This is a genomic window from Flavobacterium swingsii (assembly GCF_900111965.1).
Taxonomy (GTDB): Bacteria; Bacteroidota; Bacteroidia; order Flavobacteriales; family Flavobacteriaceae; genus Flavobacterium; species Flavobacterium swingsii.
Map to the genome: position 1 here is coordinate 52,573 of NZ_FOJT01000005.1, position 22,010 is coordinate 74,582.

Sequence of the window (22,010 nt, forward strand, 5' to 3'; positions counted from 1 at the left end):
TAACAATCTACTTTAAAATCTAGCTTTAAAACTAATATGAACTATCGAATTAGATAGCTTAATAGCTTGCTCTTTCGTGCTTCCATTGGCATAAACTAAATTGAAAAGACCGTTTTTTGTGAGTAGTCCAAATCCGAAGCCCAAACCAATTAAACTGTTCGATGTATTGGAAGATTTGTCTTGGTAATAACCATAATCGATAATGGAATGAATGTAAACATTGGAATTGGCAACATATCTATATTCTGTCAGAATAGAAGTGAAAGTATTGCCTTGTAAACTATTTTCATTAAAACCTCTTATTGAATTGATGCCTCCAAAACGATGCAACTCATTAATAATATAAGAATCACTGTTTAAATAATGATTCAAACTCCGTATGTTAACGATGTTTTTCTTGTTCAAATAAAAATTATGACTCAGGTTTAATTCTGTAAAAACTTGTTTATTGCTGCTGAATTCTAAATCTCTTTTTCCGGTACCAAGTTTAAAATAAATTTGGGTTTTGTCAGGAAATAAATAATCGTCTGGATTGTAAACCGAAAAATCTAAATGCGTCGTAATAAATGAATTTTTGTAATCGCTTATTGTGCTATTATTTGTGTTTTGAATGTCGCTAGATTCGGCACTTTGGTAACCTAAAAAAACTTTGGTATTGTAGTTGAAATAATAGCCCAAATCGATTGCTGTTTGTGTGTTTTGAAACAAACTGTCTTGCTTAAAAATATTTAATTGTGTTTTCAATCCCAATGGACTTTTAAAAATATAAGGAATTTCAATCGCACCATTAAAGGTTTTTTGATCCTTTCCGTCGCTTTTCCAATAAATAGAAATTTTCTCGCCGCCATTCAAAATATTCTGTAACTGCAGGTCGAGATAACCATTTACAATTAGTTTTTTTTGCTCGCCATTGGTAAATCCTATAAAGCCATCAAAAGTATTCGGCTTTGCTTTTTCGAGATACACATACACTTTGGTGGAATCTTTGGTAAACAGAATTTCGGGATATTTTGGCTGGCTTACAAATCTAAATTTTTCAAAATCGGTATATACTTTTTTTAAATTTTCTTGGTTGAAAACTTTCTTTCTGTACAATCTTTTAATTTGTTTTTTGTGGCCTGCAGGAAATTTATCATAACCATTTATTACAATATCGTCGAGCGTTCTAATTTTTTCTGCTGCTAAACTCAAATCGGCAAAAAGTTCGTTATTTTCTTTTTTAAAATTAATGAGCTGCAATCTCGCTAGCGAATACCCTTTCTTTTCTAATAAAAGCAAAGCCGTATTCATAAAGTTTTCGGTTTCAGAAAGTGACATTTTTAGCGAGTTGTTTTTCAAATTTAATAATTCGAAATTTTCACCTATATATATATGTATAAATTTATTTCGCAATCCAAGATTATAATTAAACAAAAAAGTAGAATCATTTACCTTAATCACTTCCTCGTGTTTAGAAGCCAAATAGCCGTTTTGTAATAATTTATCAGAAAAAGAATTTACTTCATCAATAAGCAATTTTGTATTGGTATGTTTCTTAGAGTAAGTCAGCGAATCGATTGTTTTATTTTCCGTTTCGTTGCTTCCTTTTATTTGCAAATAAGAATTTTGTGCCAAAATATTTTGACAAATGAAGATGGTAATAATAGATAAAAGAAATTTCAAATTATTTTTTTTAAGTTTTTTTGGGCGTGATCCCGCTTTTAATGGCGGGGTCTGGCTTTCCGTTCCAAGTCCTCGCACTTCCTTCGTCAGGCTGTGGGCTTTCCGCTTCAATCCCTCACGCGGGCATTCATTAAAATTAAACATTCAAAATTAACTTTAAACATTCAAAAAGAAAAATAGTCTAAATTTTTAATTCAACTATGATGGTCTTTTATCTACCATCTATTTTCTCTCGTTTAGAACTAACGCAAAAAATGCAGAGTTTCTTATTAAAACTCAAAAGTATAAAATAACATTGAAAATTAATGAATTATGATTTGTTTCATCAAAAATATTTTATACATTTGCAACCCCGTAAAAAGCGGGAATTTTATAAACAAGTAATTTTTAGTATTTAATTATGCCAACAATTCAACAATTAGTAAGAATAGGAAGAACCAAAATGACTAAGAAGTCTAAATCGGTTGCCCTAGATTCTTGTCCTCAAAGAAGAGGTGTTTGTACGCGTGTTTACACTACGACTCCAAAAAAACCAAACTCTGCAATGCGTAAAGTTGCGCGTGTACGTTTGACAAATGGTAACGAAGTAAATGCCTACATCCCTGGAGAAGGACACAATCTTCAAGAGCACTCGATAGTATTAGTCAGAGGTGGAAGGGTAAAAGATTTGCCAGGAGTTAGGTATCACATTGTTCGTGGTGCGCTTGATACATCAGGTGTGGCAGGAAGAACACAAAGAAGATCTAAGTACGGAGCAAAACGCCCAAAAGAGGCTAAAAAGTAATTTTTAAAAACTTTTAAGAAAAAGAAATGAGAAAAAGAGCGGCAAAGAAAAGACCACTTTTACCAGATCCAAGGTTTAATGACCAACTGGTAACGCGTTTTGTGAACAACTTAATGTGGGATGGTAAGAAATCAACAGCTTTCAAAGTGTTTTATGATGCAATGGATATCGTAGAAGCTAAGAAGCAAGATCAAGAAAAATCGTCAGTAGATATCTGGAAAGATGCGCTTACAAACGTTATGCCTCACGTAGAAGTACGTAGTCGTAGAGTAGGTGGAGCAACATTCCAAATTCCTATGCAAATTCGTCCAGATAGAAAAATTTCTATGGCGATGAAATGGATGATTCTTTATTCAAGAAGAAGGAATGAAAAATCTATGGCTCAAAAGTTAGCTTCAGAAGTTTTAGCTGCGGCTAAAGAAGAAGGAGCTGCTGTAAAAAAGAGAATGGATACTCACAAAATGGCAGAAGCTAACAAGGCTTTCTCTCACTTTAGATTTTAATTCTTAAGAAATGGCTAGAGAACTTAAATATACAAGAAATATAGGAATCGCTGCTCATATTGATGCTGGTAAAACAACAACAACAGAGCGTATCTTATTTTATACAGGAAAATCACACAAAATTGGTGAAGTGCACGATGGTGCTGCAACAATGGACTGGATGGCGCAAGAGCAAGAAAGAGGTATTACAATTACATCGGCAGCTACAACTTGTGAATGGAATTTCCCAACTACTCAAGGTAAAATGTTGCCAGAAACATTGCCTTATCACTTTAATATTATCGATACCCCAGGACACGTTGACTTTACAGTTGAAGTAAACCGTTCTTTGCGTGTACTTGATGGTTTGGTTTTCTTATTTAGTGCTGTTGATGGTGTTGAGCCTCAATCGGAAACTAACTGGAGATTGGCTGATCAATACAGAGTGCCACGTATCGGTTTTGTTAATAAAATGGATAGACAAGGTTCTAACTTTTTGATGGTATGTCAACAAGTAAGAGATATGTTAAAATCTAACGCAGTTGCAATCACTTTGCCAATTGGTGAAGAAAATGATTTCAAAGGTGTTGTCGATTTAGTAAAAAACCAAGCTATTGTATGGGACGACGCTGGAATGGGAGCAACTTATGAAGTTGTAGATATTCCTGCTGAAATGCTAGACGAAGTTAAAGAATACAGAGACATTCTTATTGAGGCAGTAGCTGATTATGATGAGAATTTACTTGATAAGTATATGGAGAATCCAGAATCTATTACAGAGGAGGAAATCAATATAGCTTTGAGAGCAGCCGTAATGGATATGGCTATCATTCCAATGATTGCTGGATCTTCTTTCAAAAACAAAGGAGTTCAATTCATGTTAGATGCTGTTTGTAAATATTTACCTTCTCCTATGGATAAAGAAGGTATCGAAGGGATTCATCCTGATGATGCTGAATTATTAGAAGAAGATCAAACTAAAATTTTGCGTAAGCCAGATGTTAAAGAGCCATTCGCTGCTTTAGCATTTAAAATTGCTACCGACCCATTCGTAGGTCGTTTAGCTTTCTTCCGTGCTTATTCTGGTCGTTTAGACGCAGGTTCGTATGTTTTAAATACTCGTTCTGGTAATAAAGAAAGAATTTCTCGTATCTATCAAATGCACGCTAACAAACAAAATCCAATCGAATATATCGAAGCTGGAGATATTGGAGCGGCAGTTGGATTTAAAGATATCAAAACTGGAGATACATTGTGTGATGAAAAACACCCAATCATTCTTGAGTCTATGAAATTCCCTGCGCCAGTAATTGGTATTGCAATCGAGCCTAAAACAAAAGCTGACGTAGATAAAATGGGTATGGCTTTAGCTAAATTAGCTGAAGAGGATCCTACATTTACAGTTAGAACTGATGAGGCTTCAGGGCAAACTATTATCTCAGGAATGGGTGAGCTTCACTTAGATATTCTTGTTGATAGAATGCGTCGTGAATTCAAAGTTGAAGTAAACCAAGGTGAGCCTCAAGTTGAATACAAAGAAGCATTTACAAGATCTGCAACACACAGAGAAACTTACAAAAAACAATCTGGAGGTCGTGGTAAATTCGGTGATATCGTATTTACATTAGAGCCTGCTGATTTAGTTGACGGTAAAGCTCCTGTTGGATTACAGTTTATTAATGCAGTAAAAGGTGGTAACGTTCCTAAAGAATATATTCCATCTGTAGAAAAAGGTTTCCGTGAAGCTATGAAAACTGGTCCTCTTGCAGGATACCAAGTAGATAGTTTAAAAGTAACTTTAACTGACGGATCTTTTCACCCAGTCGATTCAGATGCACTTTCTTTTGAACTTGCAGCAAGAATGGGTTATAGAGAAGTAGCTAAAGCTGCTGGAGCAATTGTTCTTGAGCCAATCATGAAAATGGAAGTTATTACACCTGAAGAAAACATGGGAGATATCGTTGGTGATATCAATCGTCGTAGAGGTCAAGTGAATGACATGGGTGACAGAAATGGTGCTAAAACAATCAAGGCTGATGTGCCTTTATCAGAAATGTTCGGTTATGTAACAACGTTAAGAACATTGTCATCTGGTAGAGCAACTTCAACAATGGAGTTTTCACACTATGCAGAAACACCTTCTAATATTTCAGAAGCGGTAATTAAAAAAGCAAAAGGTAACGCCTAATTCTTAAGAAAATGAGTCAAAAAATCAGAATAAAATTGAAATCTTACGATCATATGTTGGTAGACAAGTCTGCTGAAAAGATTGTAAAAACTGTAAAAAGTACAGGTGCTGTTGTAACTGGTCCAATTCCGTTGCCAACTCACAAAAAACTTTTCACTGTATTACGTTCTCCACACGTTAACAAAAAAGCGAGAGAGCAATTTGAAGTGATGTCATATAAGAGATTAATTGATATTTATTCTTCTTCATCAAAAACAATTGACGCTCTAATGAAATTAGAGTTGCCTTCAGGAGTTGAAGTAGAGATAAAAGTCTAATTAGTTAGATAAAAAAGTATTTAGGGATTAAGTTTTGATAATCAAAACTTAATCCCTACTTTTGCACACTCAAAAAATAATAAGTAGTAATTATAATTAATTAAATATGTCTGGGTTAATCGGAAGAAAAATTGGCATGACTAGCATCTTTGACGAGAACGGGAAGAATATTCCTTGTACTGTTATTGAAGCAGGACCATGCGTAGTTACCCAAGTCAGAACCATTGGTGTTGACGGGTATGAGGCCTTGCAACTTGGTTTCGATGACAAAAACGAGAAACACTCCACTAAAGCTGACTTAGGTCATGCTAAAAAAGCTGGAACTGTAGCTAAGAAAAAAGTCGTTGAATTCCAAGATTTTGTAAGTGAGCACAAATTAGGAGATGTTATCTCTGTTGATTTATTCTCAGAAGGAGAATTTGTAGATGTACAAGGTGTATCTAAAGGTAAGGGTTTCCAAGGTGTAGTTAAACGTCACGGTTTTGGTGGTGTTGGACAAGCAACTCACGGACAACACAACCGTTTAAGAGCGCCAGGATCTGTAGGGGCTTCTTCTTATCCATCTAGAGTATTCAAAGGAATGCGAATGGCTGGAAGAATGGGTGGAGATAATGTAAAAGTACAAAATCTAAGAGTTTTAAAAGTAGTAGCTGAAAAGAACCTACTTGTTATTAAGGGATGTATTCCTGGTTGTAACAACTCTTACGTAATCATTCAGAAGTAATGGAAGTAAAAGTTTTAAATATCAACGGAAAAGAAACTGGCAGAAAAGTTCAACTATCTGATTCAGTTTTCGCAATCGAGCCTAATAAGCACGCAGTATATCTTGATGTTAAGCAATACTTAGCAAATCAAAGACAAGGAACTCACAAAGCTAAAGAAAGAGCTGAAGTTGCTGGAAGTACTCGTAAGATAAAAAAACAAAAAGGAACTGGAACTGCTCGTGCGGGTAGTGCAAAGAATCCATTGTTTAAAGGTGGAGGTAGAGTTTTTGGTCCACGTCCAAGAAGTTATTCATTCAAATTGAATAAATCTGTAAAACGTTTGGCTAGAAGATCAGCCTTTTCAATCAAAGCACAAGAAGCAAATATTATAGTATTAGAAGACTTCACATTCGAAGCTCCAAACACTAAAAATTTCATTAATGTTTTGAAAGCGTTAGGGTTAGAAGATAAAAAATCATTGTTCGTGTTGGGTGATTCAAATAAAAATGTATATTTGTCGTCACGTAATTTAAAAGCGTCTAATGTGTTAACTAACTCAGAATTAAGTACTTATGCGATATTAAACGCAAATAATTTAGTTCTTTTAGAAGGATCTTTAGAAGGAATTGAAGAAAATTTAAGCAAATAATAGGCCATGAGTATCATAATTAAACCTATCGTAACAGAAAAAATGACCAAAGCAGGTGAAGTATTCAACCGTTTTGGCTTCGTTGTAGACAAAAAAGCAAACAAAGTGCAAATTAAGAAAGCTGTTGAGGCTGCTTATGGTGTTAAAGTTGTTGATGTAAATACAATGAACGTACGCCCAGATAGATCTACTAAATACACAAAAAGTGGATTGATTACTGGAAAAACAAATGCTTACAAAAAAGCAATTGTTCAAGTACAAGAAGGAGAAACAATCGATTTTTACAACAATATCTAATAGAATAAGATGTCAGTAAGAAAATTAAAACCTATTACCCCGGGTCAGCGTTTTAGAGTTGTTAATGGTTTTGACGCCATTACAACTGATAAGCCGGAGCGTTCATTGATCGCACCGATAAAAAACTCAGGCGGTAGAAATAGTCAAGGAAAGATGACCATGCGTTATACGGGTGGTGGTCACAAGCAGCGTTATCGTATTATCGATTTCAAGAGAACTAAAGATGGGATTCCAGCTTCAGTAAAATCTATCGAATACGATCCAAACAGAACTGCATTTATCGCTTTATTAGCTTATGCTGATGGAGAGAAAACATATATTATTGCTCAAAACGGATTGCAAGTTGGTCAAAAAGTAGTTTCAGGAGAAGGTTCAGCGCCAGAAATTGGAAATACATTACCATTAAGCAAAATTCCATTAGGAACTGTAATATCTTGTATCGAGTTACGTCCAGGTCAAGGAGCAGTTATTGCTCGTTCAGCTGGAACATTTGCTCAGTTAATGGCAAGAGACGGGAAATACGCAACAATTAAAATGCCTTCAGGTGAAACAAGATTAATCTTGCTTACTTGTTCAGCGACTATTGGAGCTGTATCTAACTCTGATCATCAATTAATTGTATCTGGAAAAGCAGGTAGAACTAGATGGTTAGGTAGAAGACCAAGAACAAGACCAGTTGCAATGAACCCTGTCGATCACCCAATGGGTGGTGGTGAAGGACGTTCTTCAGGAGGTCACCCACGTTCTAGAAATGGTATCCCAGCTAAAGGTTATAGAACTCGTTCTAAGAAAAACCCAAGTAACAAGTATATTGTAGAACGTAGAAAGAAATAATAAGATATGGCACGTTCATTAAAAAAAGGACCTTTCGTACACTATAAATTAGACAAGAAAGTTCAAGAAAATATTGCAGGTGGAAACAAAGGTGTTGTAAAGACTTGGTCTCGCGCATCTATGATTACTCCAGATTTCGTAGGTCAAACTATTGCAGTTCACAACGGTCGTCAATTCGTACCAGTTTATGTTACTGAAAATATGGTAGGTCACAAATTAGGAGAATTTTCACCAACAAGATCGTTTAGAGGTCACGCTGGAGCAAAAAATAAAGGTAAAAAATAAGAAGCAATGGGAGTTCGTAAAAGAGAAACAGCAGACGCAAGAAAAGAGGCTAATAAGTCTTTAGCCTTCGCAAAGTTAAATAACTGCCCTACTTCACCTAGAAAAATGCGCTTAGTTGCGGACTTGGTAAGAGGTCAGAAAGTGGATAGAGCACTTAATATATTAAGATTTAGCTCTAAAGAAGCTTCAAGAAAATTAGAAAAATTGGTTTTATCTGTTATTGCCAACTGGCAAGCAAAAAACCCTGACGCTAATATGGAAGAAGCAGGCTTATTTGTAAAAACTATCACTGTTGATGGTGGAATGATGTTAAAAAGACTTCGTCCAGCGCCACAAGGTAGAGCACACAGAATTAGAAAACGTTCTAATCACGTAACAATCGTGTTAGGATCTATTAATAACACACAAGCAAATTAATAAAGATGGGACAAAAGACAAATCCAATTGGAAATAGACTTGGTATCATCAGAGGATGGGACTCTAACTGGTATGGTGGTAATGACTACGGTGATAAAATCGCTGAAGACTACAAAATCAGAAAGTATATCCACGCTCGTTTATCAAAAGCTAGTGTATCAAAAGTAATCATCGAGAGAACTTTAAAACTTGTAACCGTTACTATCACTACAGCTAGACCTGGTATTATTATCGGAAAAGGTGGACAAGAGGTAGACAAGTTGAAAGAAGAACTTAAGAAAGTTACTGACAAAGAGGTTCAAATAAACATCTTTGAAATCAAAAGACCTGAACTAGATGCATTTTTAGTTGCTACTAGCATTTGTCGTCAAATTGAAAGCCGTATCTCATACAGAAGAGCAATCAAAATGGCAATCGCAGCCTCTATGCGTATGAATGCAGAAGGAATTAAAGTTTTAATTTCTGGTCGTTTGAATGGTGCTGAAATGGCACGTTCAGAAGGTTTCAAAGAAGGAAGAGTTCCTTTATCAACTTTCAGAGCCGATATTGATTATGCTTTGGCTGAAGCACATACTACTTACGGTAGAATGGGTATCAAAGTATGGATCATGAAAGGTGAAGTTTATGGAAAAAGAGATCTTTCTCCGCTTGCAGGCATGGACAAAAAACAAGCTGGTCAAGGTGGTGGTAAAGGTGGAGATTCTCCAAGAGGCGATAGAAAACCTTTTAATAAAGGTGGAAAACCAGACGCTCGTAAAAGAAAGTAATTTTTAAAATTTAAAGAAAAATGTTACAGCCTAAAAGAACAAAATACCGTAAGGTACAGAAAGGTAAAATGAAAGGAAATTCTCAAAGAGGACATGAACTTTCAAATGGAATGTTTGGAATTAAATCTGTTCATGAAGATGGTATGTTTTTAACATCACGTCAAATCGAAGCTGCACGTATTGCTGCAACTCGTTTTATGAAAAGAGAAGGTCAATTATGGATCAAAATATTCCCAGACAAACCAATAACAAAGAAGCCTCTTGAAGTACGTATGGGTAAAGGTAAAGGTGCAGTTGAATACTGGGCTGCTGTTGTTAAACCAGGAAGAATTATGTTTGAAGTTGGAGGAGTACCTTTGTCAGTTGCAAAAGAGGCGTTACGTCTTGCAGCACAAAAACTTCCATGTAAAACTAAATTCGTCGTTGCTAGAGATTTCGAAGCATAATAAATATAATTATGAAACAATTAGAAATTAAAGATCTATCTGCTGCTGAGTTACAAGCTAAATTAGTTCAGTTAAAGAAAATGTATAACGATATAAAAATCGCACATGCAATTTCGCCAATCGAGAACCCACTTCAAATAAGAAGTTTAAGACGTTCAGTTGCAAGAATTGCCACTGAAATTAGCAAAAGAGAGCTACTATAATTTGTATTCTGCTAAAGATGGAAGATAAAAGAAATTTAAGAAAAGAAAGAATTGGTGTTGTTACTTCAGACAAAATGGATAAATCTATTGTTGTTGCACAAGTAACTAGAGTAAAACACCCATTATACGGTAAGTTCGTGTTAAAAACAAAGAAATTTGTAGCACACGACGAAACAAACGACTGTAACGTTGGAGATACAGTAAAGATCATGGAAACAAGACCTTTATCTAAATCTAAATGTTGGAGACTAGTTGAAATCATTGAAAGAGCTAAATAATTATGGTACAACAAGAATCAAGACTAAGAGTCGCAGATAACACAGGAGCAAAAGAAGTTTTGACTATCCGTGTATTAGGTGGTACCAAAAGAAGGTATGCATCTGTTGGAGATAAAATTGTAGTTTCAATCAAAGATACTGCTCCTAACGGAAGCGTTAAAAAGGGGTCAGTTTCAACTGCAGTTGTTGTACGTACTAAAAAAGAAGTGAGAAGAGCCGATGGTTCTTATATCCGTTTCGATGACAATGCATGTGTTCTTTTGAATGCTGCAGGAGAAATGAGAGGAACTCGTGTTTTTGGTCCAGTTGCAAGAGAACTTCGTGAAAAACAATTCATGAAAATTGTATCATTAGCGCCAGAGGTGCTTTAATTATTTATTAAGATGATAAAGTTAAAAATAAAAACAGGAGATATCGTTAGAGTTATTGCTGGAGACCACAAAGGTGCTGAAGGTAAAGTTGTAAAGGTAGATCGTGAGAAAAATAAAGCGATCGTTGAAGGTGTAAACATGGTTTCGAAACATACTAAACCAAGTGCAAAAAGCCCTCAAGGTGGTATCGTTAAGAAAGAAGCTCCTATCCAAATATCTAACATTTCTCTAATAGATCCTAAAACTAAGGAAGCTACAAGAGTAGGAATTAGAGTTGAAGGAGATAAGAAAGTAAGATTTTCAAAAAAATCTAATCAAGTACTATAGTAATGGCTTATATACCTAGACTAAAAGAAGAATATAAGAGTAGAGTTATCTCTGCTCTTACGGAAGAATTCGGTTACAAAAACGTAATGCAAGTTCCAAAACTTGAAAAAATCGTGATTAGTAAAGGAGTTGGTGCGGCAGTATCAGACAAGAAATTGATTGATTATGCTGTAGAAGAGTTAACGAAAATTACTGGACAAAAAGCGGTAGCTACTATCTCTAAAAAAGACGTTGCGTCTTTTAAATTGAGAAAAGGAATGCCAATTGGAGCTAAAGTAACACTTCGTGGAGAAAGAATGTATGAATTCTTAGACAGATTAGTTACTTCATCTTTACCACGTGTAAGAGATTTTAGTGGTATTAAAGCTACAGGTTTCGACGGAAGAGGAAATTACAACTTAGGTGTTCTTGAGCAAATTATCTTTCCAGAAATTGATATTGATAAAGTGAATAAAATCTCAGGTATGGATATTACTTTCGTAACATCTGCTGCTACAGACAAAGAAGCAAAGTCATTATTAACTGAATTGGGTTTACCATTTAAAAAGAACTAAGACATGGCTAAAGAATCAATGAAAGCCCGTGAGGTAAAAAGAGAAAATACGGTAGCTAAATATGCTGAGAAAAGAAAAGCTTTGAAAGAAGCTGGAGATTTCGTAGGTTTGCAAAAATTACCGAAGAATGCTTCACCAGTTCGTTTGCACAATCGTTGTAAATTAACAGGAAGACCAAGAGGGTATATGCGTCAATTCGGTCTTTCACGTGTTACATTTCGTGAAATGGCAAACAACGGATTGATACCTGGAGTTAAAAAAGCTTCTTGGTAAAATTCAATTAGAATTTCAAATTACGAATTTGAATTAAATCGAATTCGTAATTTGATATTTTTAATTAAACAAGTATAAACTGGTTAAAGGTTCGTTTGATGAGTATCATACTGAAAACCATAACCGCAAATTGATACATAATGTATACAGATCCAATTGCAGATTATCTTACGAGAGTTAGAAATGCAGCGAAAGCAAACCACAAAGTGGTTGAGATTCCAGCATCTAACATGAAGAAAGAGATCACAAAGATTTTATTCGATCAAGGATATATCTTAAGTTACAAATTTGAAGACAACGCTGTTCAGGGTTCAATCAAAATCGCTCTAAAGTACGACAAAGTTACTAAAGAGTCAGTAATCAGAGATATCCAAAGAATTAGTAAACCAGGTTTACGTAAGTATTCAGGTTCTTCTACAATCCCAAGAATCCTTAACGGATTAGGAATTGCTATAGTTTCAACTTCAAAAGGTCTTATGACTGGGAAACAAGCTAAGCAACTCAATGTTGGTGGAGAAGTAATTTGTTACGTATACTAATAATAGACTACTAGAAATGTCAAGAATAGGTAAAAATCCAATTGCAATTCCTGCTGGAGTAACTGTAGAAATCAATGATTCTATCGTTACCGTAAAAGGAAAATTAGGGCAACTTACGCAAAGCTATACCAACAATGTAACTGTAAAGTTAGAAGATGGTCAAGTTTTAGTAGAAAGAGCTGCTGATAGCAAACAAGAAAGAGCTCAACACGGATTGTATAGAGCTTTAATCAATAACATGGTTGCTGGTGTATCTACTGGTTTTACAAAAGAGTTAGAACTTGTTGGAGTAGGTTATAGAGCGTCTAATCAAGGTCAAAAACTTGATTTAGCTTTAGGATTTTCTCACAACATCGTTTTAGAAATTGCATCTGAAGTTACTTTAGAAACAATATCTGAAAAAGGAAAAAACCCAATTGTAAAATTAACTTCATTCGATAAACAACTTTTAGGTCAAGTGGCTGCGAAAATTAGAGGTTTCCGCAAACCAGAACCATACAAAGGAAAAGGGGTTAAATTCGTAGGTGAAGTATTAAGAAGAAAAGCAGGTAAATCAGCTTAAAAATTAAGATTATGTCATTAACAAAATCTGATAGAAGACAGAGAATACAGTACAGAATTAGAAAGATTGTTAGCGGAACTGCTGCAAGACCTCGTTTATCTGTATTCAGAAGTAACAAAGAAATTTATGCTCAACTTATTGACGATGTAAACGGTGTAACACTGGCTACAGCATCATCACGTGAGAAAGGTGTAAACACAGGTACTAAAATTGAAGTTGCAATTGCAGTTGGGAAACTAATTGGAGAAACAGCTTTAAAAGCAGGTATCGATACAGTTACTTTCGATAGAGGTGGTTATTTATACCACGGTCGTGTGAAATCATTAGCAGAAGGTGCGAGAGCAGCCGGATTAAAATTCTAAGAAATTATGTATCATAAATACAAAAACGTAGAGTTAGTAAAACCAAGTGGTCTTGAATTAAAAGACCGTCTGGTAAGTGTAAATCGTGTTACTAAAGTTACAAAAGGTGGTAGAGCTTTCGGTTTTTCTGCTATTGTAGTTGTAGGCGACGAGAACGGAGTGGTAGGACACGGACTAGGAAAATCTAAAGATGTTTCTGAAGCAATTGCGAAAGCAGTAGAAGATGCTAAGAAAAATTTAGTGAAAATTCCTTTAAGTGGACAATCAGTTCCTCACGAACAAAAAGGTAAATTTGGTGGAGCAAGAGTATTTTTAATGCCAGCTTCCCATGGTACTGGAGTAATTGCAGGTGGTGCCGTTCGTTCGGTACTTGAATCTGTAGGTATTCACGATGTATTATCAAAATCTCAAGGATCTTCTAATCCACACAATGTGGTAAAAGCAACTTTCGATGCATTATTGCAAATGAGAAGCGCTTACACAGTGTCAAGACAAAGAGGAATTTCATTAGAGAAAGTATTTAAAGGTTAATTCAAGGAAATTATGGCTAAATTATTAGTAAAACAAGTTAGAAGCAAAATCAACTGTCCACTTGATCAAAAAAGAGGATTAGAAGCTTTGGGTCTACGTAAAATGGGTCAAGTTGTAGAGCATGATTCAAATCCAACTATCCTTGGGATGATAAACAAAGTTAAACACTTAGTTTCTGTAGAAGAAGCTAAATAACCAAACACTGTTATGAATTTAAGTAATTTACAACCAGCTGAAGGTTCAACACATAATCAAAATAAAAGATTAGGTAGAGGAGAAGGTTCTGGAAAAGGTGGTACTTCTGCAAGAGGTCACAAAGGAGCAAAATCTCGTTCTGGGTATTCTAAAAAGATTGGTTTTGAAGGAGGGCAAATGCCACTTCAAAGACGTGTGCCTAAGTTTGGTTTCACAAACATCAATAGAATTGAGTATCAAGGTGTAAATCTTGACAATCTTCAATTACTTGTTGATAACGGAATTGTTACTGATACTGTTGATATGACAGTATTTATTACAAGCCGTTTGGCTACTAAAACTGAAGTTGTTAAAATTTTAGGTAGAGGTGAGCTTAAAGCAAAATTAAAAGTTAGTGCACATAAATTTACTGCTACTGCAAAAGCTGCTATTGAAGCTGCTGGTGGAGAAGCGATAGAATTGTAATTTTCTAAACGATGAAAAAACTTATTGAATCGTTTTTAAGCGTTTGGAAAATTGAGGAACTAAAAAACAGAATCCTAATTACATTAGGATTTCTGTTGGTTTATCGTTTTGGAGCACAGGTTCCGTTGCCAGGTATTGATGTAACTAAATTGGGAAATTTAACAAATCAAACTGATAAAGGAATTGGATGGTTAATAGACGTATTTACAGGAGGAGCTTTTTCACAAGCCTCTGTATTTGCGCTAGGAATCATGCCATACATTTCTGCTTCGATTGTTGTTCAGTTAATGGGAATTGCGATTCCTTATTTGCAAAAACTTCAAAAAGAAGGAGAAAGTGGTAGAAAAAAAATGAACCAAATTACAAGATGGTTAACTATTGGTATTACACTAGTTCAAGGTCCTGGTTATATTTATAATCTATACAGAACTTTACCACAAGATGCATTTTTGTTAGGAAATTCTCCAGCATTTATTTTCTCTTCAGTAATAATATTAGCTACAGGAACAATTTTTGCAATGTGGTTAGGTGAAAAAATCACTGATAAAGGAATAGGTAATGGTATTTCATTATTGATTATGGCAGGGATTCTTGCTAGAATGCCTCAAGCATTTATTCAAGAATTTTCATCTGTAACAACAAATAATACTGGAGGAATAATGTTAATTGTTCTTGAAATTATTCTTTGGTTATTGGTAATTATTGGTTGTATCTTAATAGTTATGGCAGTTCGTAGGATACCAGTTCAGTACGCTCGTCGTTCTGTAACAGGAGATTTAGAGCAAGATTTGCTAGGTGGAGACAGACAATTTATCCCATTAAAACTAAATGCTTCAGGAGTTATGCCAATCATTTTTGCACAAGCAATTATGTTTATACCAGCTGCGGTTGCAGGATTATCAAAATCTGAAACAGCACAATCATTAGCTTCAAGATTTCAAAATGTATTTGGTTGGGAGTATAATTTATTATTTGCTTTGTTAATCGTTATTTTTACGTACTTTTACACCGCAATTACAGTTCCGACTAATAAAATGGCAGATGATTTAAAAAGAAGCGGTGGATTTATACCAGGTGTTAAGCCAGGTGTCGAAACTGCAGATTTTTTAGATCATATTATGTCTTTGATTACATTTCCAGGATCATTATGTCTTGCTTTACTTGCTGTGTTCCCAGCTATTGTAGTAAGTGTAATGGATGTTCAAGCACAATGGGCACATTTCTTCGGAGGTACATCATTATTAATTATGGTTGGTGTTGTAATAGACACTGTTCAGCAAATCAATTCATATTTGTTAAACAAACATTATGATGGTTTAATGAAAAGTGGTAAAAACAGAAAAGCAATAGCTTAATATGGCAAAACAATCAGCAATAGAACAAGACGGAGCTATCATCGAAGCATTATCAAATGCGATGTTCCGTGTTGAATTAGAAAATGGGCATATCGTTATTGCTCACATTTCAGGAAAAATGCGAATGCATTACATCAAATTATTACCTGGTGATAAAGTGAAACTTGAAATGAGTCCTTACGATTTGTCAAAAGCAAGAATTACTTATAGATACTAAAAAATGAAAGTAAGAGCATCAGTAAAAAAGAGAAGTCCCGAGTGCAAAATTGTACGTAGAAAAGGGAGATTGTACGTTATTAACAAAAAGAATCCTAGATTTAAACAAAGACAAGGATAATTATGGCAAGAATAGCAGGGGTAGATATTCCCAAAAATAAGAGAGGTGTCATTGCATTAACCTATATCTTCGGAGTAGGTAGAAGCAGAGCTATTGAGGTTTTAGAAAAAGCTCAAGTTAGCCAAGACAAAAAAGTACAAGATTGGAATGATGACGAAATCGGTGGTATCCGTGAGGCAGTTTCTTTTTATAAAATTGAAGGAGAATTGCGTTCAGAAGTTTCATTAAACATCAAACGTTTAATGGATATCGGATGTTACAGAGGAATCCGTCATAGATCTGGGCTTCCATTAAGAGGTCAAAGAACTAAGAACAATTCTAGAACTAGAAAAGGTAAAAGAAAAACTGTTGCGAACAAGAAAAAAGCAACTAAATAATAAGTAGTATGGCTAAGGCAAGTACAAAAAAACGTAAAGTTATAGTAGAGTCAACAGGCGAAGCTCATATTAGTGCAACTTTTAACAACATCATCATTTCGTTAACAAACAAAAAAGGTGAAGTTGTTTCTTGGTCGTCAGCTGGTAAAATGGGCTTTAGAGGTTCTAAAAAGAACACTCCGTATGCTGCTCAAATGGCTGCTGAAGATTGTTCTAAAGTAGCGATGGAAGCTGGTATGAAAAAAGTGAAAGTATATGTAAAAGGACCAGGAAACGGGCGTGAGTCTGCTATTCGTTCTTTGCACAATGCTGGAATTGAAGTAACAGAGATTATCGATGTTACACCACTTCCTCACAACGGATGTCGTCCTCCAAAAAGACGTAGAGTATAATTTTATAGTAGTAAGTATAATAGGTAGAATTTAAGATTATCGAAGGATATGACCTGAATTCATAATCTCTACCTTAATTAAATTTTTAGAAATGGCAAGATATACTGGTCCAAGTACAAGAATAGCTCGTAAATTTGGCGAAGCTATTTTCGGAGATGATAAATCATTCGAAAAAAGAAATTACCCACCCGGACAACACGGGATGGCTAAAAAAAGAGGAAAAAAATCTGAATTTGCTATCCAGTTAATGGAAAAACAAAAAGCTAAATATTCTTACGGAATTTTAGAAAAACAATTCAGAGGTTTATTTAAAAAAGCTGCAGCTTCTAAAGGTGTAACTGGTGAAATCCTTTTACAACTATGTGAAGCGCGTTTAGATAACGTAGTTTACAGAATGGGTATTGCTCCAACTAGAAGAGCAGCAAGACAAATCGTTTCTCACAGACACGTGACTGTAAACGGTGAACTTGTAAATGTACCTTCATACCATTTAAAACCTGGTGACAAAGTTGCTGTTCGTGAAAAATCTAAATCATTAGAAGCTATCGACCGTTCTTTATCAAATTCAAGTCATGTTTATGAGTGGATTACTTGGAATACTGCACAAATGGAAGGAACTTTTGTTTCTGTTCCTGCAAGATTGCAAATTCCAGAAAACATTAAAGAACAACTAATCGTCGAATTGTACAACAAATAATAATTGACATCAGTCTTATAATTTATGGCATTATTTAATTTTCAGAAGCCCGATAAAGTTATCATGATCGATTCAACCGATTTTGAAGGTAAGTTTGAATTCAGACCTTTAGAACCTGGTTACGGATTAACAGTTGGTAACGCACTTAGAAGAGTTTTACTTTCTGCTTTAGAAGGTTACGCAATCACATCTATCCGTATAGAAGGTGTAGATCACGAATTCTCAACTATTTCTGGAGTTGTTGAAGATGTTACAGAAATTATCCTTAATCTTAAACAAGTACGTTTCAAACGTCAAATTGAAGATATAGATAACGAATCTGTTACACTAGCAATCTCAGGAAAAAATCAAATTACTGCTGGTGATTTCCAAAAATATATTTCTGGATTTCAAGTATTAAACCCAGAATTGGTAATTTGTAACTTGGATAGTAAAGTGAACCTTAACATGGAAATGACTATCGAAAAAGGTAGAGGATATGTTCCAGCTGAGGAAAACAAAAAACAAAATGCTGCAATTGGTACTATTTTTACCGATTCTATCTTTACACCAGTAAAGAATGTGAAGTATGCAATTGAAAACTTCCGTGTAGAGCAAAAAACAGATTATGAAAAATTAGTTTTTGAAATAAAAACTGACGGATCTATTAATCCAAAAGACGCCCTTACTGAAGCTGCAAAAGTATTAATTCACCATTTCATGTTGTTTTCTGACGAAAGAATTACACTTGAAGCTGATGAAATAGCTCAAACAGAATCTTATGACGAAGAGTCATTACATATGAGACAATTGCTTAAAACTAAGCTTGTTGATATGGATCTTTCTGTAAGAGCATTAAATTGCTTAAAAGCAGCTGAAGTTGATACATTAGGAGACTTAGTATCATTCAACAAAAATGACTTAATGAAATTCCGTAATTTTGGTAAAAAATCTTTAACAGAACTAGACGAACTAGTAGCTATTAAAAATTTAACCTTCGGAATGGATTTAGCGAAATACAAATTAGATAAAGAATAAATTACTTCATATTTTGCTCTCCAAAGAGGATTGAAGCAAGATGAAGGTTTAAAAAAATAGTCATGAGACACGGAAAAAAATTCAATCACTTAAGCAGACAAAAAGGTCACAGAGCAGCAATGCTTGCAAATATGGCTTGTTCTCTAATCGAGCACAAACGTATTAACACTACTGTCGCTAAAGCAAAAGCGCTTAAACAATTTGTTGAGCCGCTTATAACAAAATCTAAAGACGATACAACTCACAATCGTCGTATATGTTTCGCTTACTTACGTAGCAAATATGCAGTAACTGACTTGTTCAGAGACGTAGCAGCTAAAGTAGGTGATCGTCCAGGAGGATACACACGTATTATCAAATTAGGTAATCGTTTAGGAGATAATGCTGATATGGCAATGATCGAATTAGTAGACTTTAACGAACTATACAACGGTGGTAAGAAAGAAGAAGTGAAAACTAAAAGCCGTCGTGGTGGAAAAGCTAAAAAAGCTGAACCAACTACTGATGCTGCAGCTGACACAACTGAAGAAACTACTGATAGTGCAGAATAATATGACATTCAGTTCATAAATATTAAGGATAAACTTTTACTAGTTTATCCTTTTTTTTTGAAGCGAATTGTTCGGGCTTTACCAGTAAATCATATTCCTGCTGTCGTTACAATCTCGCCAAGAAAAATGACGAGGATTTTCACTTCCATCAGGGCTAAAGAGTAAATTATTCGAATACTTGGAAATATATTCCTTAATCGATTGAATACAGTTTAAGAAAAAAACTTTATTTTTGCACCACAACTAAACAATACAATGCAACACACAACAAAACAAGCAGCAATTTTATTACTAAGCGACGGAACCATTTTTCACGGAAAATCAATCGGAATAAGCGGAACTACATTTGGAGAAGTATGTTTCAATACAGGAACAACAGGTTATCAAGAAATATTTACCGACCCATCATATTTTGGACAAATCATGGTTGCTACCAATGCGCACATAGGAAACTACGGAGTAAATAAAGACGAAATAGAATCGGATAGAATCATGATTTCAGGATTAGTTTGCAAGAATTTCTCAGATTTTCATTCTCGTCCAGACTCAGAAAGTAACCTATTTGATTATTTCAAAAAACAAAATCTAGTTTGCATTTCCGATGTAGATACACGAGCACTCGTGAGTTATATCCGTGACAACGGCGCTATGAATTCCGTAATTTCAACCGACGGAACTTCAATCGAAGAACTTAAAAAGCAATTAGCTCAAATCCCAGACATGAAAGGATTAGAGTTGGCATCAAAAGTATCTACAAAAACACCCTATTTTTATGGAAATGAAAATGCAAAATATAAAATCTCAGCTTTAGATTTAGGAATAAAAACCAATATACTTCGTAATCTAGCAAAAAGAGATTGTTACATCAAAGTATTTCCATACAATACAAGTTATCAAGAATTAAAAGCTTTTGCTCCAGATGGTTATTTTTTGTCCAATGGTCCTGGTGATCCTGATCCTTTAGAAAGTGCTATTTCAGTAGCTAAAGAAATCATAGCAAACAACAATCCACTTTTTGGAATCTGTTTGGGACATCAAGTTATTGCTTTGGCAAACGGAGTGTCAACTTATAAAATGTTCAACGGACACCGAGGAATCAATCATCCAGTAAAAAATCTAGTAACAGGAAAAGGCGAAATAACTTCTCAAAACCACGGATTTGCTGTTAATAAAGAAGAGTTAGACAATCATCCCGATTTAGAAATAACCCATTTACATATCAATGACTTGACTGTTGCGGGAATGCGTATGAAAAGCAAAAACTGTTTTTCAGTACAATACCACCCAGAAGCAAGCCCTGGTCCGCACGATTCTAGTTATTTGTTTGATGATTTTATCGAAAATATAAAACTTTCAAAAAACTAAAACGTTATCTTAAACTTTAAATATATTTGTACTATCACCCTAAGCGTAGTCGAAGGGTAAAGTCTAAAATCATAAATCTAAAATTATAATGAGCATAATTATCAAAATTCACGCAAGACAAATTTTCGATTCAAGAGGAAATCCAACTATCGAAGTCGATGTAGTAACCGAAAATGGGGTTTTAGGACGCGCAGCAGTTCCTTCTGGAGCATCAACAGGCGAACATGAAGCGATGGAATTGCGTGATGGCGGAAAAGCTTATCTTGGAAAAGGAGTGCTAAAAGCCGTAGAAAATGTAAATACAATAATCGCTTCCGAATTACTTGGAACTTCTATTTTCGAGCAAAATCTAATCGATAAAATCATGATCGATTTAGATGGAACACCTAATAAATCAAATCTAGGTGCCAATGCAATTCTTGGAGTTTCTTTAGCCGCAGCAAAAGCCGCAGCAAACGAATTAGGATTGCCGTTATACAGATATATTGGTGGCGTTTCTGCCAATACTTTACCAGTTCCTATGATGAATATCATCAATGGTGGTTCACATTCTGATGCGCCCATTGCGTTTCAAGAATTTATGATTATACCAGTAAAAGCAACTTCTTTTACACAAGCCATGCAAATGGGAACCGAAATTTTTCACAGTTTGAAAAAAGTATTGCATGACAGAGGATTGTCAACTGCTGTTGGTGACGAAGGTGGTTTTGCGCCTAATTTAGCTGGCGGAACGGAAGACGCTTTAGATACGATTAAAAAAGCTGTAGAAAGTGCAGGATATACTTTTGGCGACGATATTATGATTGCTTTAGATTGCGCTGCTTCTGAGTTTTATGTTGATGGAAAATACGATTACACGAAATTTGAAGGAACGACAGGAAAAATCAGAACATCAGAAGAACAAGCAGATTATTTAGCCGAATTGGCTTCAAAATATCCAATTATTTCTATCGAAGACGGAATGTACGAAGACGATTGGAAAGGGTGGAAATACTTAACCGAAAAAATCGGACACAAAACACAACTCGTTGGGGATGATTTATTTGTAACCAATGTAACTCGTTTGTCACGCGGAATTTCAGAAGGAATTGCAAATTCAATCCTTGTAAAAGTAAACCAAATTGGAACATTAACCGAAACTATTGCAGCGGTAAATATGGCTCACAATGCAGGATATACTTCAGTAATGTCGCATCGTTCGGGCGAAACCGAGGATAATACCATTGCCGATTTAGCCGTAGCATTAAATTGCGGACAAATAAAAACTGGTTCTGCTTCACGCTCAGATCGTATGGCAAAATACAACCAATTGTTGCGTATCGAAGAGGAATTAAACGATGTGGCTTATTTTCCAGGAGCAAGAGCATTCAAAAAATAAAAATATTGTAATGAGAAGCAATTCCTGCTTTCCACTACAAGTACTCATT

General features: G+C 35.0%; 35 protein-coding genes. 34 read left to right on the forward strand and 1 reads right to left on the reverse strand.

The annotated features are described in order from the left end of the window. Positions 1-12: 12 nt before the first annotated feature. Entirely contained in the window at positions 13-1,662 is a 1,650-nt protein-coding gene (locus BM053_RS09340) for a BamA/TamA family outer membrane protein (RefSeq protein ID WP_091477243.1), read from the reverse strand. A 400-nt stretch (positions 1,663-2,062) separates the two neighbouring features. Between BM053_RS09340 and rpsL the strand changes: the two genes are divergently transcribed. The 34 genes from rpsL to eno all read left to right on the forward strand — a co-directional run bounded on the left by rpsL (position 2,063) and on the right by eno (position 21,961). Further along, complete coding sequence (gene rpsL, locus BM053_RS09345; RefSeq protein ID WP_011963473.1) at positions 2,063-2,446, forward strand: 30S ribosomal protein S12; 384 nt, start codon at positions 2,063-2,065, stop codon at positions 2,444-2,446. 26 nt (positions 2,447-2,472) lie between these two features. Then, positions 2,473-2,949: a 30S ribosomal protein S7 gene (rpsG, locus tag BM053_RS09350; RefSeq protein ID WP_011963472.1), complete on the forward strand. Its 477-nt coding sequence runs from the start codon at positions 2,473-2,475 to the stop codon at positions 2,947-2,949. A 10-nt stretch (positions 2,950-2,959) separates the two neighbouring features. Next, on the forward strand, positions 2,960-5,116 hold the full coding sequence (gene fusA / locus BM053_RS09355) for an elongation factor G (protein WP_091476808.1): 2,157 nt from the start codon (positions 2,960-2,962) through the stop codon (positions 5,114-5,116). Between the two features lie 11 nt (positions 5,117-5,127). Further along, the gene (rpsJ, locus tag BM053_RS09360) at positions 5,128-5,433 is read left to right on the forward strand and encodes a 30S ribosomal protein S10 (protein WP_011963470.1); all 306 of its coding nucleotides are present in this window, start codon (positions 5,128-5,130) and stop codon (positions 5,431-5,433) included. 106 nt (positions 5,434-5,539) lie between these two features. Continuing rightward, positions 5,540-6,157: a 50S ribosomal protein L3 gene (gene rplC, locus BM053_RS09365; protein WP_091476810.1), complete on the forward strand. Its 618-nt coding sequence runs from the start codon at positions 5,540-5,542 to the stop codon at positions 6,155-6,157. Continuing rightward, positions 6,157-6,786, forward strand: a complete 630-nt coding sequence (gene rplD, locus BM053_RS09370) for a 50S ribosomal protein L4 (protein WP_091476811.1) — start codon at positions 6,157-6,159, stop codon at positions 6,784-6,786. Before rplC ends, rplD begins: the two co-directional genes overlap by 1 nt. 6 nt (positions 6,787-6,792) lie before the next feature. Further along, positions 6,793-7,083, forward strand: a complete 291-nt coding sequence (rplW, locus tag BM053_RS09375) for a 50S ribosomal protein L23 (RefSeq protein ID WP_011963467.1) — start codon at positions 6,793-6,795, stop codon at positions 7,081-7,083. Positions 7,084-7,092: 9 nt separating this feature from the next. After that, complete coding sequence (rplB, locus tag BM053_RS09380; protein WP_011963466.1) at positions 7,093-7,917, forward strand: 50S ribosomal protein L2; 825 nt, start codon at positions 7,093-7,095, stop codon at positions 7,915-7,917. Positions 7,918-7,923: 6 nt separating this feature from the next. Beyond that, positions 7,924-8,202, forward strand: coding sequence for a 30S ribosomal protein S19 (gene rpsS / locus BM053_RS09385; RefSeq protein ID WP_007136562.1), 279 nt, complete (start codon positions 7,924-7,926; stop codon positions 8,200-8,202). Positions 8,203-8,208: 6 nt separating this feature from the next. Further along, complete coding sequence (gene rplV / locus BM053_RS09390) at positions 8,209-8,619, forward strand: 50S ribosomal protein L22 (protein WP_091476813.1); 411 nt, start codon at positions 8,209-8,211, stop codon at positions 8,617-8,619. 5 nt (positions 8,620-8,624) lie between these two features. Next, a complete protein-coding gene (gene rpsC, locus BM053_RS09395; RefSeq protein ID WP_011963464.1) occupies positions 8,625-9,386 on the forward strand; it encodes a 30S ribosomal protein S3 in 762 nt (253 codons plus the stop codon). Positions 9,387-9,406: 20 nt separating this feature from the next. Beyond that, a complete protein-coding gene (gene rplP / locus BM053_RS09400; RefSeq protein WP_011963463.1) occupies positions 9,407-9,832 on the forward strand; it encodes a 50S ribosomal protein L16 in 426 nt (141 codons plus the stop codon). A gap of 11 nt (positions 9,833-9,843) precedes the next feature. Next, positions 9,844-10,035: a 50S ribosomal protein L29 gene (rpmC, locus tag BM053_RS09405; protein WP_091476815.1), complete on the forward strand. Its 192-nt coding sequence runs from the start codon at positions 9,844-9,846 to the stop codon at positions 10,033-10,035. A 17-nt stretch (positions 10,036-10,052) separates the two neighbouring features. Further along, positions 10,053-10,313, forward strand: coding sequence for a 30S ribosomal protein S17 (gene rpsQ, locus BM053_RS09410; RefSeq protein WP_011963461.1), 261 nt, complete (start codon positions 10,053-10,055; stop codon positions 10,311-10,313). Between the two features lie 2 nt (positions 10,314-10,315). Further along, positions 10,316-10,684, forward strand: coding sequence for a 50S ribosomal protein L14 (rplN, locus tag BM053_RS09415; RefSeq protein WP_011963460.1), 369 nt, complete (start codon positions 10,316-10,318; stop codon positions 10,682-10,684). 12 nt (positions 10,685-10,696) lie between these two features. Next, a complete protein-coding gene (gene rplX / locus BM053_RS09420) occupies positions 10,697-11,011 on the forward strand; it encodes a 50S ribosomal protein L24 (protein WP_091476816.1) in 315 nt (104 codons plus the stop codon). 2 nt (positions 11,012-11,013) lie between these two features. Next, on the forward strand, positions 11,014-11,565 hold the full coding sequence (gene rplE, locus BM053_RS09425; RefSeq protein WP_091476818.1) for a 50S ribosomal protein L5: 552 nt from the start codon (positions 11,014-11,016) through the stop codon (positions 11,563-11,565). Between the two features lie 3 nt (positions 11,566-11,568). Continuing rightward, positions 11,569-11,838, forward strand: a complete 270-nt coding sequence (rpsN, locus tag BM053_RS09430; RefSeq protein WP_091476820.1) for a 30S ribosomal protein S14 — start codon at positions 11,569-11,571, stop codon at positions 11,836-11,838. 140 nt (positions 11,839-11,978) lie between these two features. Further along, positions 11,979-12,377 (forward strand): 30S ribosomal protein S8, encoded by a 399-nt coding sequence (gene rpsH, locus BM053_RS09435; protein ID WP_091476822.1) that lies wholly within the window; start codon positions 11,979-11,981, stop codon positions 12,375-12,377. A 16-nt stretch (positions 12,378-12,393) separates the two neighbouring features. After that, a complete protein-coding gene (gene rplF / locus BM053_RS09440; protein ID WP_091476824.1) occupies positions 12,394-12,939 on the forward strand; it encodes a 50S ribosomal protein L6 in 546 nt (181 codons plus the stop codon). 11 nt (positions 12,940-12,950) lie between these two features. Then, positions 12,951-13,301 (forward strand): 50S ribosomal protein L18, encoded by a 351-nt coding sequence (gene rplR / locus BM053_RS09445; protein ID WP_011963454.1) that lies wholly within the window; start codon positions 12,951-12,953, stop codon positions 13,299-13,301. A 6-nt stretch (positions 13,302-13,307) separates the two neighbouring features. Continuing rightward, the gene (gene rpsE, locus BM053_RS09450) at positions 13,308-13,832 is read left to right on the forward strand and encodes a 30S ribosomal protein S5 (protein ID WP_091476826.1); all 525 of its coding nucleotides are present in this window, start codon (positions 13,308-13,310) and stop codon (positions 13,830-13,832) included. 12 nt (positions 13,833-13,844) lie between these two features. Beyond that, positions 13,845-14,027: a 50S ribosomal protein L30 gene (rpmD, locus tag BM053_RS09455; RefSeq protein WP_011963452.1), complete on the forward strand. Its 183-nt coding sequence runs from the start codon at positions 13,845-13,847 to the stop codon at positions 14,025-14,027. A gap of 12 nt (positions 14,028-14,039) precedes the next feature. Beyond that, positions 14,040-14,492, forward strand: a complete 453-nt coding sequence (rplO, locus tag BM053_RS09460; protein ID WP_059013710.1) for a 50S ribosomal protein L15 — start codon at positions 14,040-14,042, stop codon at positions 14,490-14,492. Positions 14,493-14,503: 11 nt separating this feature from the next. After that, a complete protein-coding gene (gene secY, locus BM053_RS09465; protein ID WP_091476827.1) occupies positions 14,504-15,847 on the forward strand; it encodes a preprotein translocase subunit SecY in 1,344 nt (447 codons plus the stop codon). 1 nt (position 15,848) lies between these two features. Beyond that, positions 15,849-16,064: a translation initiation factor IF-1 gene (infA, locus tag BM053_RS09470; protein ID WP_011963449.1), complete on the forward strand. Its 216-nt coding sequence runs from the start codon at positions 15,849-15,851 to the stop codon at positions 16,062-16,064. Between the two features lie 3 nt (positions 16,065-16,067). After that, positions 16,068-16,184, forward strand: a complete 117-nt coding sequence (gene ykgO / locus BM053_RS09475; RefSeq protein ID WP_008992256.1) for a type B 50S ribosomal protein L36 — start codon at positions 16,068-16,070, stop codon at positions 16,182-16,184. Between the two features lie 2 nt (positions 16,185-16,186). Further along, complete coding sequence (rpsM, locus tag BM053_RS09480; protein WP_011963448.1) at positions 16,187-16,561, forward strand: 30S ribosomal protein S13; 375 nt, start codon at positions 16,187-16,189, stop codon at positions 16,559-16,561. A gap of 8 nt (positions 16,562-16,569) precedes the next feature. Continuing rightward, on the forward strand, positions 16,570-16,953 hold the full coding sequence (rpsK, locus tag BM053_RS09485) for a 30S ribosomal protein S11 (protein ID WP_091476829.1): 384 nt from the start codon (positions 16,570-16,572) through the stop codon (positions 16,951-16,953). A gap of 91 nt (positions 16,954-17,044) precedes the next feature. After that, positions 17,045-17,650 carry a 30S ribosomal protein S4 gene (gene rpsD, locus BM053_RS09490; protein ID WP_011963446.1) on the forward strand — a complete coding sequence of 202 codons (606 nt, stop codon included), beginning with the start codon at positions 17,045-17,047 and terminating at the stop codon, positions 17,648-17,650. Positions 17,651-17,674: 24 nt separating this feature from the next. Further along, positions 17,675-18,667 (forward strand): DNA-directed RNA polymerase subunit alpha, encoded by a 993-nt coding sequence (locus BM053_RS09495; protein ID WP_091476831.1) that lies wholly within the window; start codon positions 17,675-17,677, stop codon positions 18,665-18,667. Between the two features lie 62 nt (positions 18,668-18,729). Beyond that, complete coding sequence (gene rplQ / locus BM053_RS09500) at positions 18,730-19,218, forward strand: 50S ribosomal protein L17 (RefSeq protein ID WP_091476833.1); 489 nt, start codon at positions 18,730-18,732, stop codon at positions 19,216-19,218. 255 nt (positions 19,219-19,473) lie between these two features. Continuing rightward, complete coding sequence (gene carA, locus BM053_RS09505) at positions 19,474-20,583, forward strand: glutamine-hydrolyzing carbamoyl-phosphate synthase small subunit (RefSeq protein WP_091476835.1); 1,110 nt, start codon at positions 19,474-19,476, stop codon at positions 20,581-20,583. A gap of 88 nt (positions 20,584-20,671) precedes the next feature. Continuing rightward, the gene (eno, locus tag BM053_RS09510) at positions 20,672-21,961 is read left to right on the forward strand and encodes a phosphopyruvate hydratase (protein WP_091476837.1); all 1,290 of its coding nucleotides are present in this window, start codon (positions 20,672-20,674) and stop codon (positions 21,959-21,961) included. Positions 21,962-22,010: the final 49 nt, after the last annotated feature.

Excerpts from the sequence above, each read along its gene's own strand:
- rplW (WP_011963467.1), top strand. The coding sequence starts at position 6,793 with ATGAGTATCATAATTAAACCTATCGTAACAGAAAAAATGACCAAAGCA.
- rplB (WP_011963466.1), top strand. The coding sequence starts at position 7,093 with ATGTCAGTAAGAAAATTAAAACCTATTACCCCGGGTCAGCGTTTTAGA.
- rplP (WP_011963463.1), top strand. The coding sequence starts at position 9,407 with ATGTTACAGCCTAAAAGAACAAAATACCGTAAGGTACAGAAAGGTAAA.
- rplX (WP_091476816.1), top strand. The coding sequence starts at position 10,697 with ATGATAAAGTTAAAAATAAAAACAGGAGATATCGTTAGAGTTATTGCT.
- rpmD (WP_011963452.1), top strand. The coding sequence starts at position 13,845 with ATGGCTAAATTATTAGTAAAACAAGTTAGAAGCAAAATCAACTGTCCA.
- fusA (WP_091476808.1), top strand. The coding sequence starts at position 2,960 with ATGGCTAGAGAACTTAAATATACAAGAAATATAGGAATCGCTGCTCAT.
- rpsM (WP_011963448.1), top strand. The coding sequence starts at position 16,187 with ATGGCAAGAATAGCAGGGGTAGATATTCCCAAAAATAAGAGAGGTGTC.
- rplO (WP_059013710.1), top strand. The coding sequence starts at position 14,040 with ATGAATTTAAGTAATTTACAACCAGCTGAAGGTTCAACACATAATCAA.
- eno (WP_091476837.1), top strand. The coding sequence starts at position 20,672 with ATGAGCATAATTATCAAAATTCACGCAAGACAAATTTTCGATTCAAGA.
- carA (WP_091476835.1), top strand. The coding sequence starts at position 19,474 with ATGCAACACACAACAAAACAAGCAGCAATTTTATTACTAAGCGACGGA.
- rpsQ (WP_011963461.1), top strand. The coding sequence starts at position 10,053 with ATGGAAGATAAAAGAAATTTAAGAAAAGAAAGAATTGGTGTTGTTACT.
- rpsG (WP_011963472.1), top strand. The coding sequence starts at position 2,473 with ATGAGAAAAAGAGCGGCAAAGAAAAGACCACTTTTACCAGATCCAAGG.
- rpsL (WP_011963473.1), top strand. The coding sequence starts at position 2,063 with ATGCCAACAATTCAACAATTAGTAAGAATAGGAAGAACCAAAATGACT.
- infA (WP_011963449.1), top strand. The coding sequence starts at position 15,849 with ATGGCAAAACAATCAGCAATAGAACAAGACGGAGCTATCATCGAAGCA.
- rplD (WP_091476811.1), top strand. The coding sequence starts at position 6,157 with ATGGAAGTAAAAGTTTTAAATATCAACGGAAAAGAAACTGGCAGAAAA.
- rplR (WP_011963454.1), top strand. The coding sequence starts at position 12,951 with ATGTCATTAACAAAATCTGATAGAAGACAGAGAATACAGTACAGAATT.
- rpsK (WP_091476829.1), top strand. The coding sequence starts at position 16,570 with ATGGCTAAGGCAAGTACAAAAAAACGTAAAGTTATAGTAGAGTCAACA.
- rpsE (WP_091476826.1), top strand. The coding sequence starts at position 13,308 with ATGTATCATAAATACAAAAACGTAGAGTTAGTAAAACCAAGTGGTCTT.
- rplF (WP_091476824.1), top strand. The coding sequence starts at position 12,394 with ATGTCAAGAATAGGTAAAAATCCAATTGCAATTCCTGCTGGAGTAACT.
- rplC (WP_091476810.1), top strand. The coding sequence starts at position 5,540 with ATGTCTGGGTTAATCGGAAGAAAAATTGGCATGACTAGCATCTTTGAC.
- rpmC (WP_091476815.1), top strand. The coding sequence starts at position 9,844 with ATGAAACAATTAGAAATTAAAGATCTATCTGCTGCTGAGTTACAAGCT.
- BM053_RS09495 (WP_091476831.1), top strand. The coding sequence starts at position 17,675 with ATGGCATTATTTAATTTTCAGAAGCCCGATAAAGTTATCATGATCGAT.
- rpsN (WP_091476820.1), top strand. The coding sequence starts at position 11,569 with ATGGCTAAAGAATCAATGAAAGCCCGTGAGGTAAAAAGAGAAAATACG.
- rpsH (WP_091476822.1), top strand. The coding sequence starts at position 11,979 with ATGTATACAGATCCAATTGCAGATTATCTTACGAGAGTTAGAAATGCA.
- rplN (WP_011963460.1), top strand. The coding sequence starts at position 10,316 with ATGGTACAACAAGAATCAAGACTAAGAGTCGCAGATAACACAGGAGCA.
- ykgO (WP_008992256.1), top strand. The coding sequence starts at position 16,068 with ATGAAAGTAAGAGCATCAGTAAAAAAGAGAAGTCCCGAGTGCAAAATT.
- rpsD (WP_011963446.1), top strand. The coding sequence starts at position 17,045 with ATGGCAAGATATACTGGTCCAAGTACAAGAATAGCTCGTAAATTTGGC.
- rpsJ (WP_011963470.1), top strand. The coding sequence starts at position 5,128 with ATGAGTCAAAAAATCAGAATAAAATTGAAATCTTACGATCATATGTTG.
- rplE (WP_091476818.1), top strand. The coding sequence starts at position 11,014 with ATGGCTTATATACCTAGACTAAAAGAAGAATATAAGAGTAGAGTTATC.
- rpsC (WP_011963464.1), top strand. The coding sequence starts at position 8,625 with ATGGGACAAAAGACAAATCCAATTGGAAATAGACTTGGTATCATCAGA.
- rpsS (WP_007136562.1), top strand. The coding sequence starts at position 7,924 with ATGGCACGTTCATTAAAAAAAGGACCTTTCGTACACTATAAATTAGAC.
- rplQ (WP_091476833.1), top strand. The coding sequence starts at position 18,730 with ATGAGACACGGAAAAAAATTCAATCACTTAAGCAGACAAAAAGGTCAC.
- secY (WP_091476827.1), top strand. The coding sequence starts at position 14,504 with ATGAAAAAACTTATTGAATCGTTTTTAAGCGTTTGGAAAATTGAGGAA.
- rplV (WP_091476813.1), top strand. The coding sequence starts at position 8,209 with ATGGGAGTTCGTAAAAGAGAAACAGCAGACGCAAGAAAAGAGGCTAAT.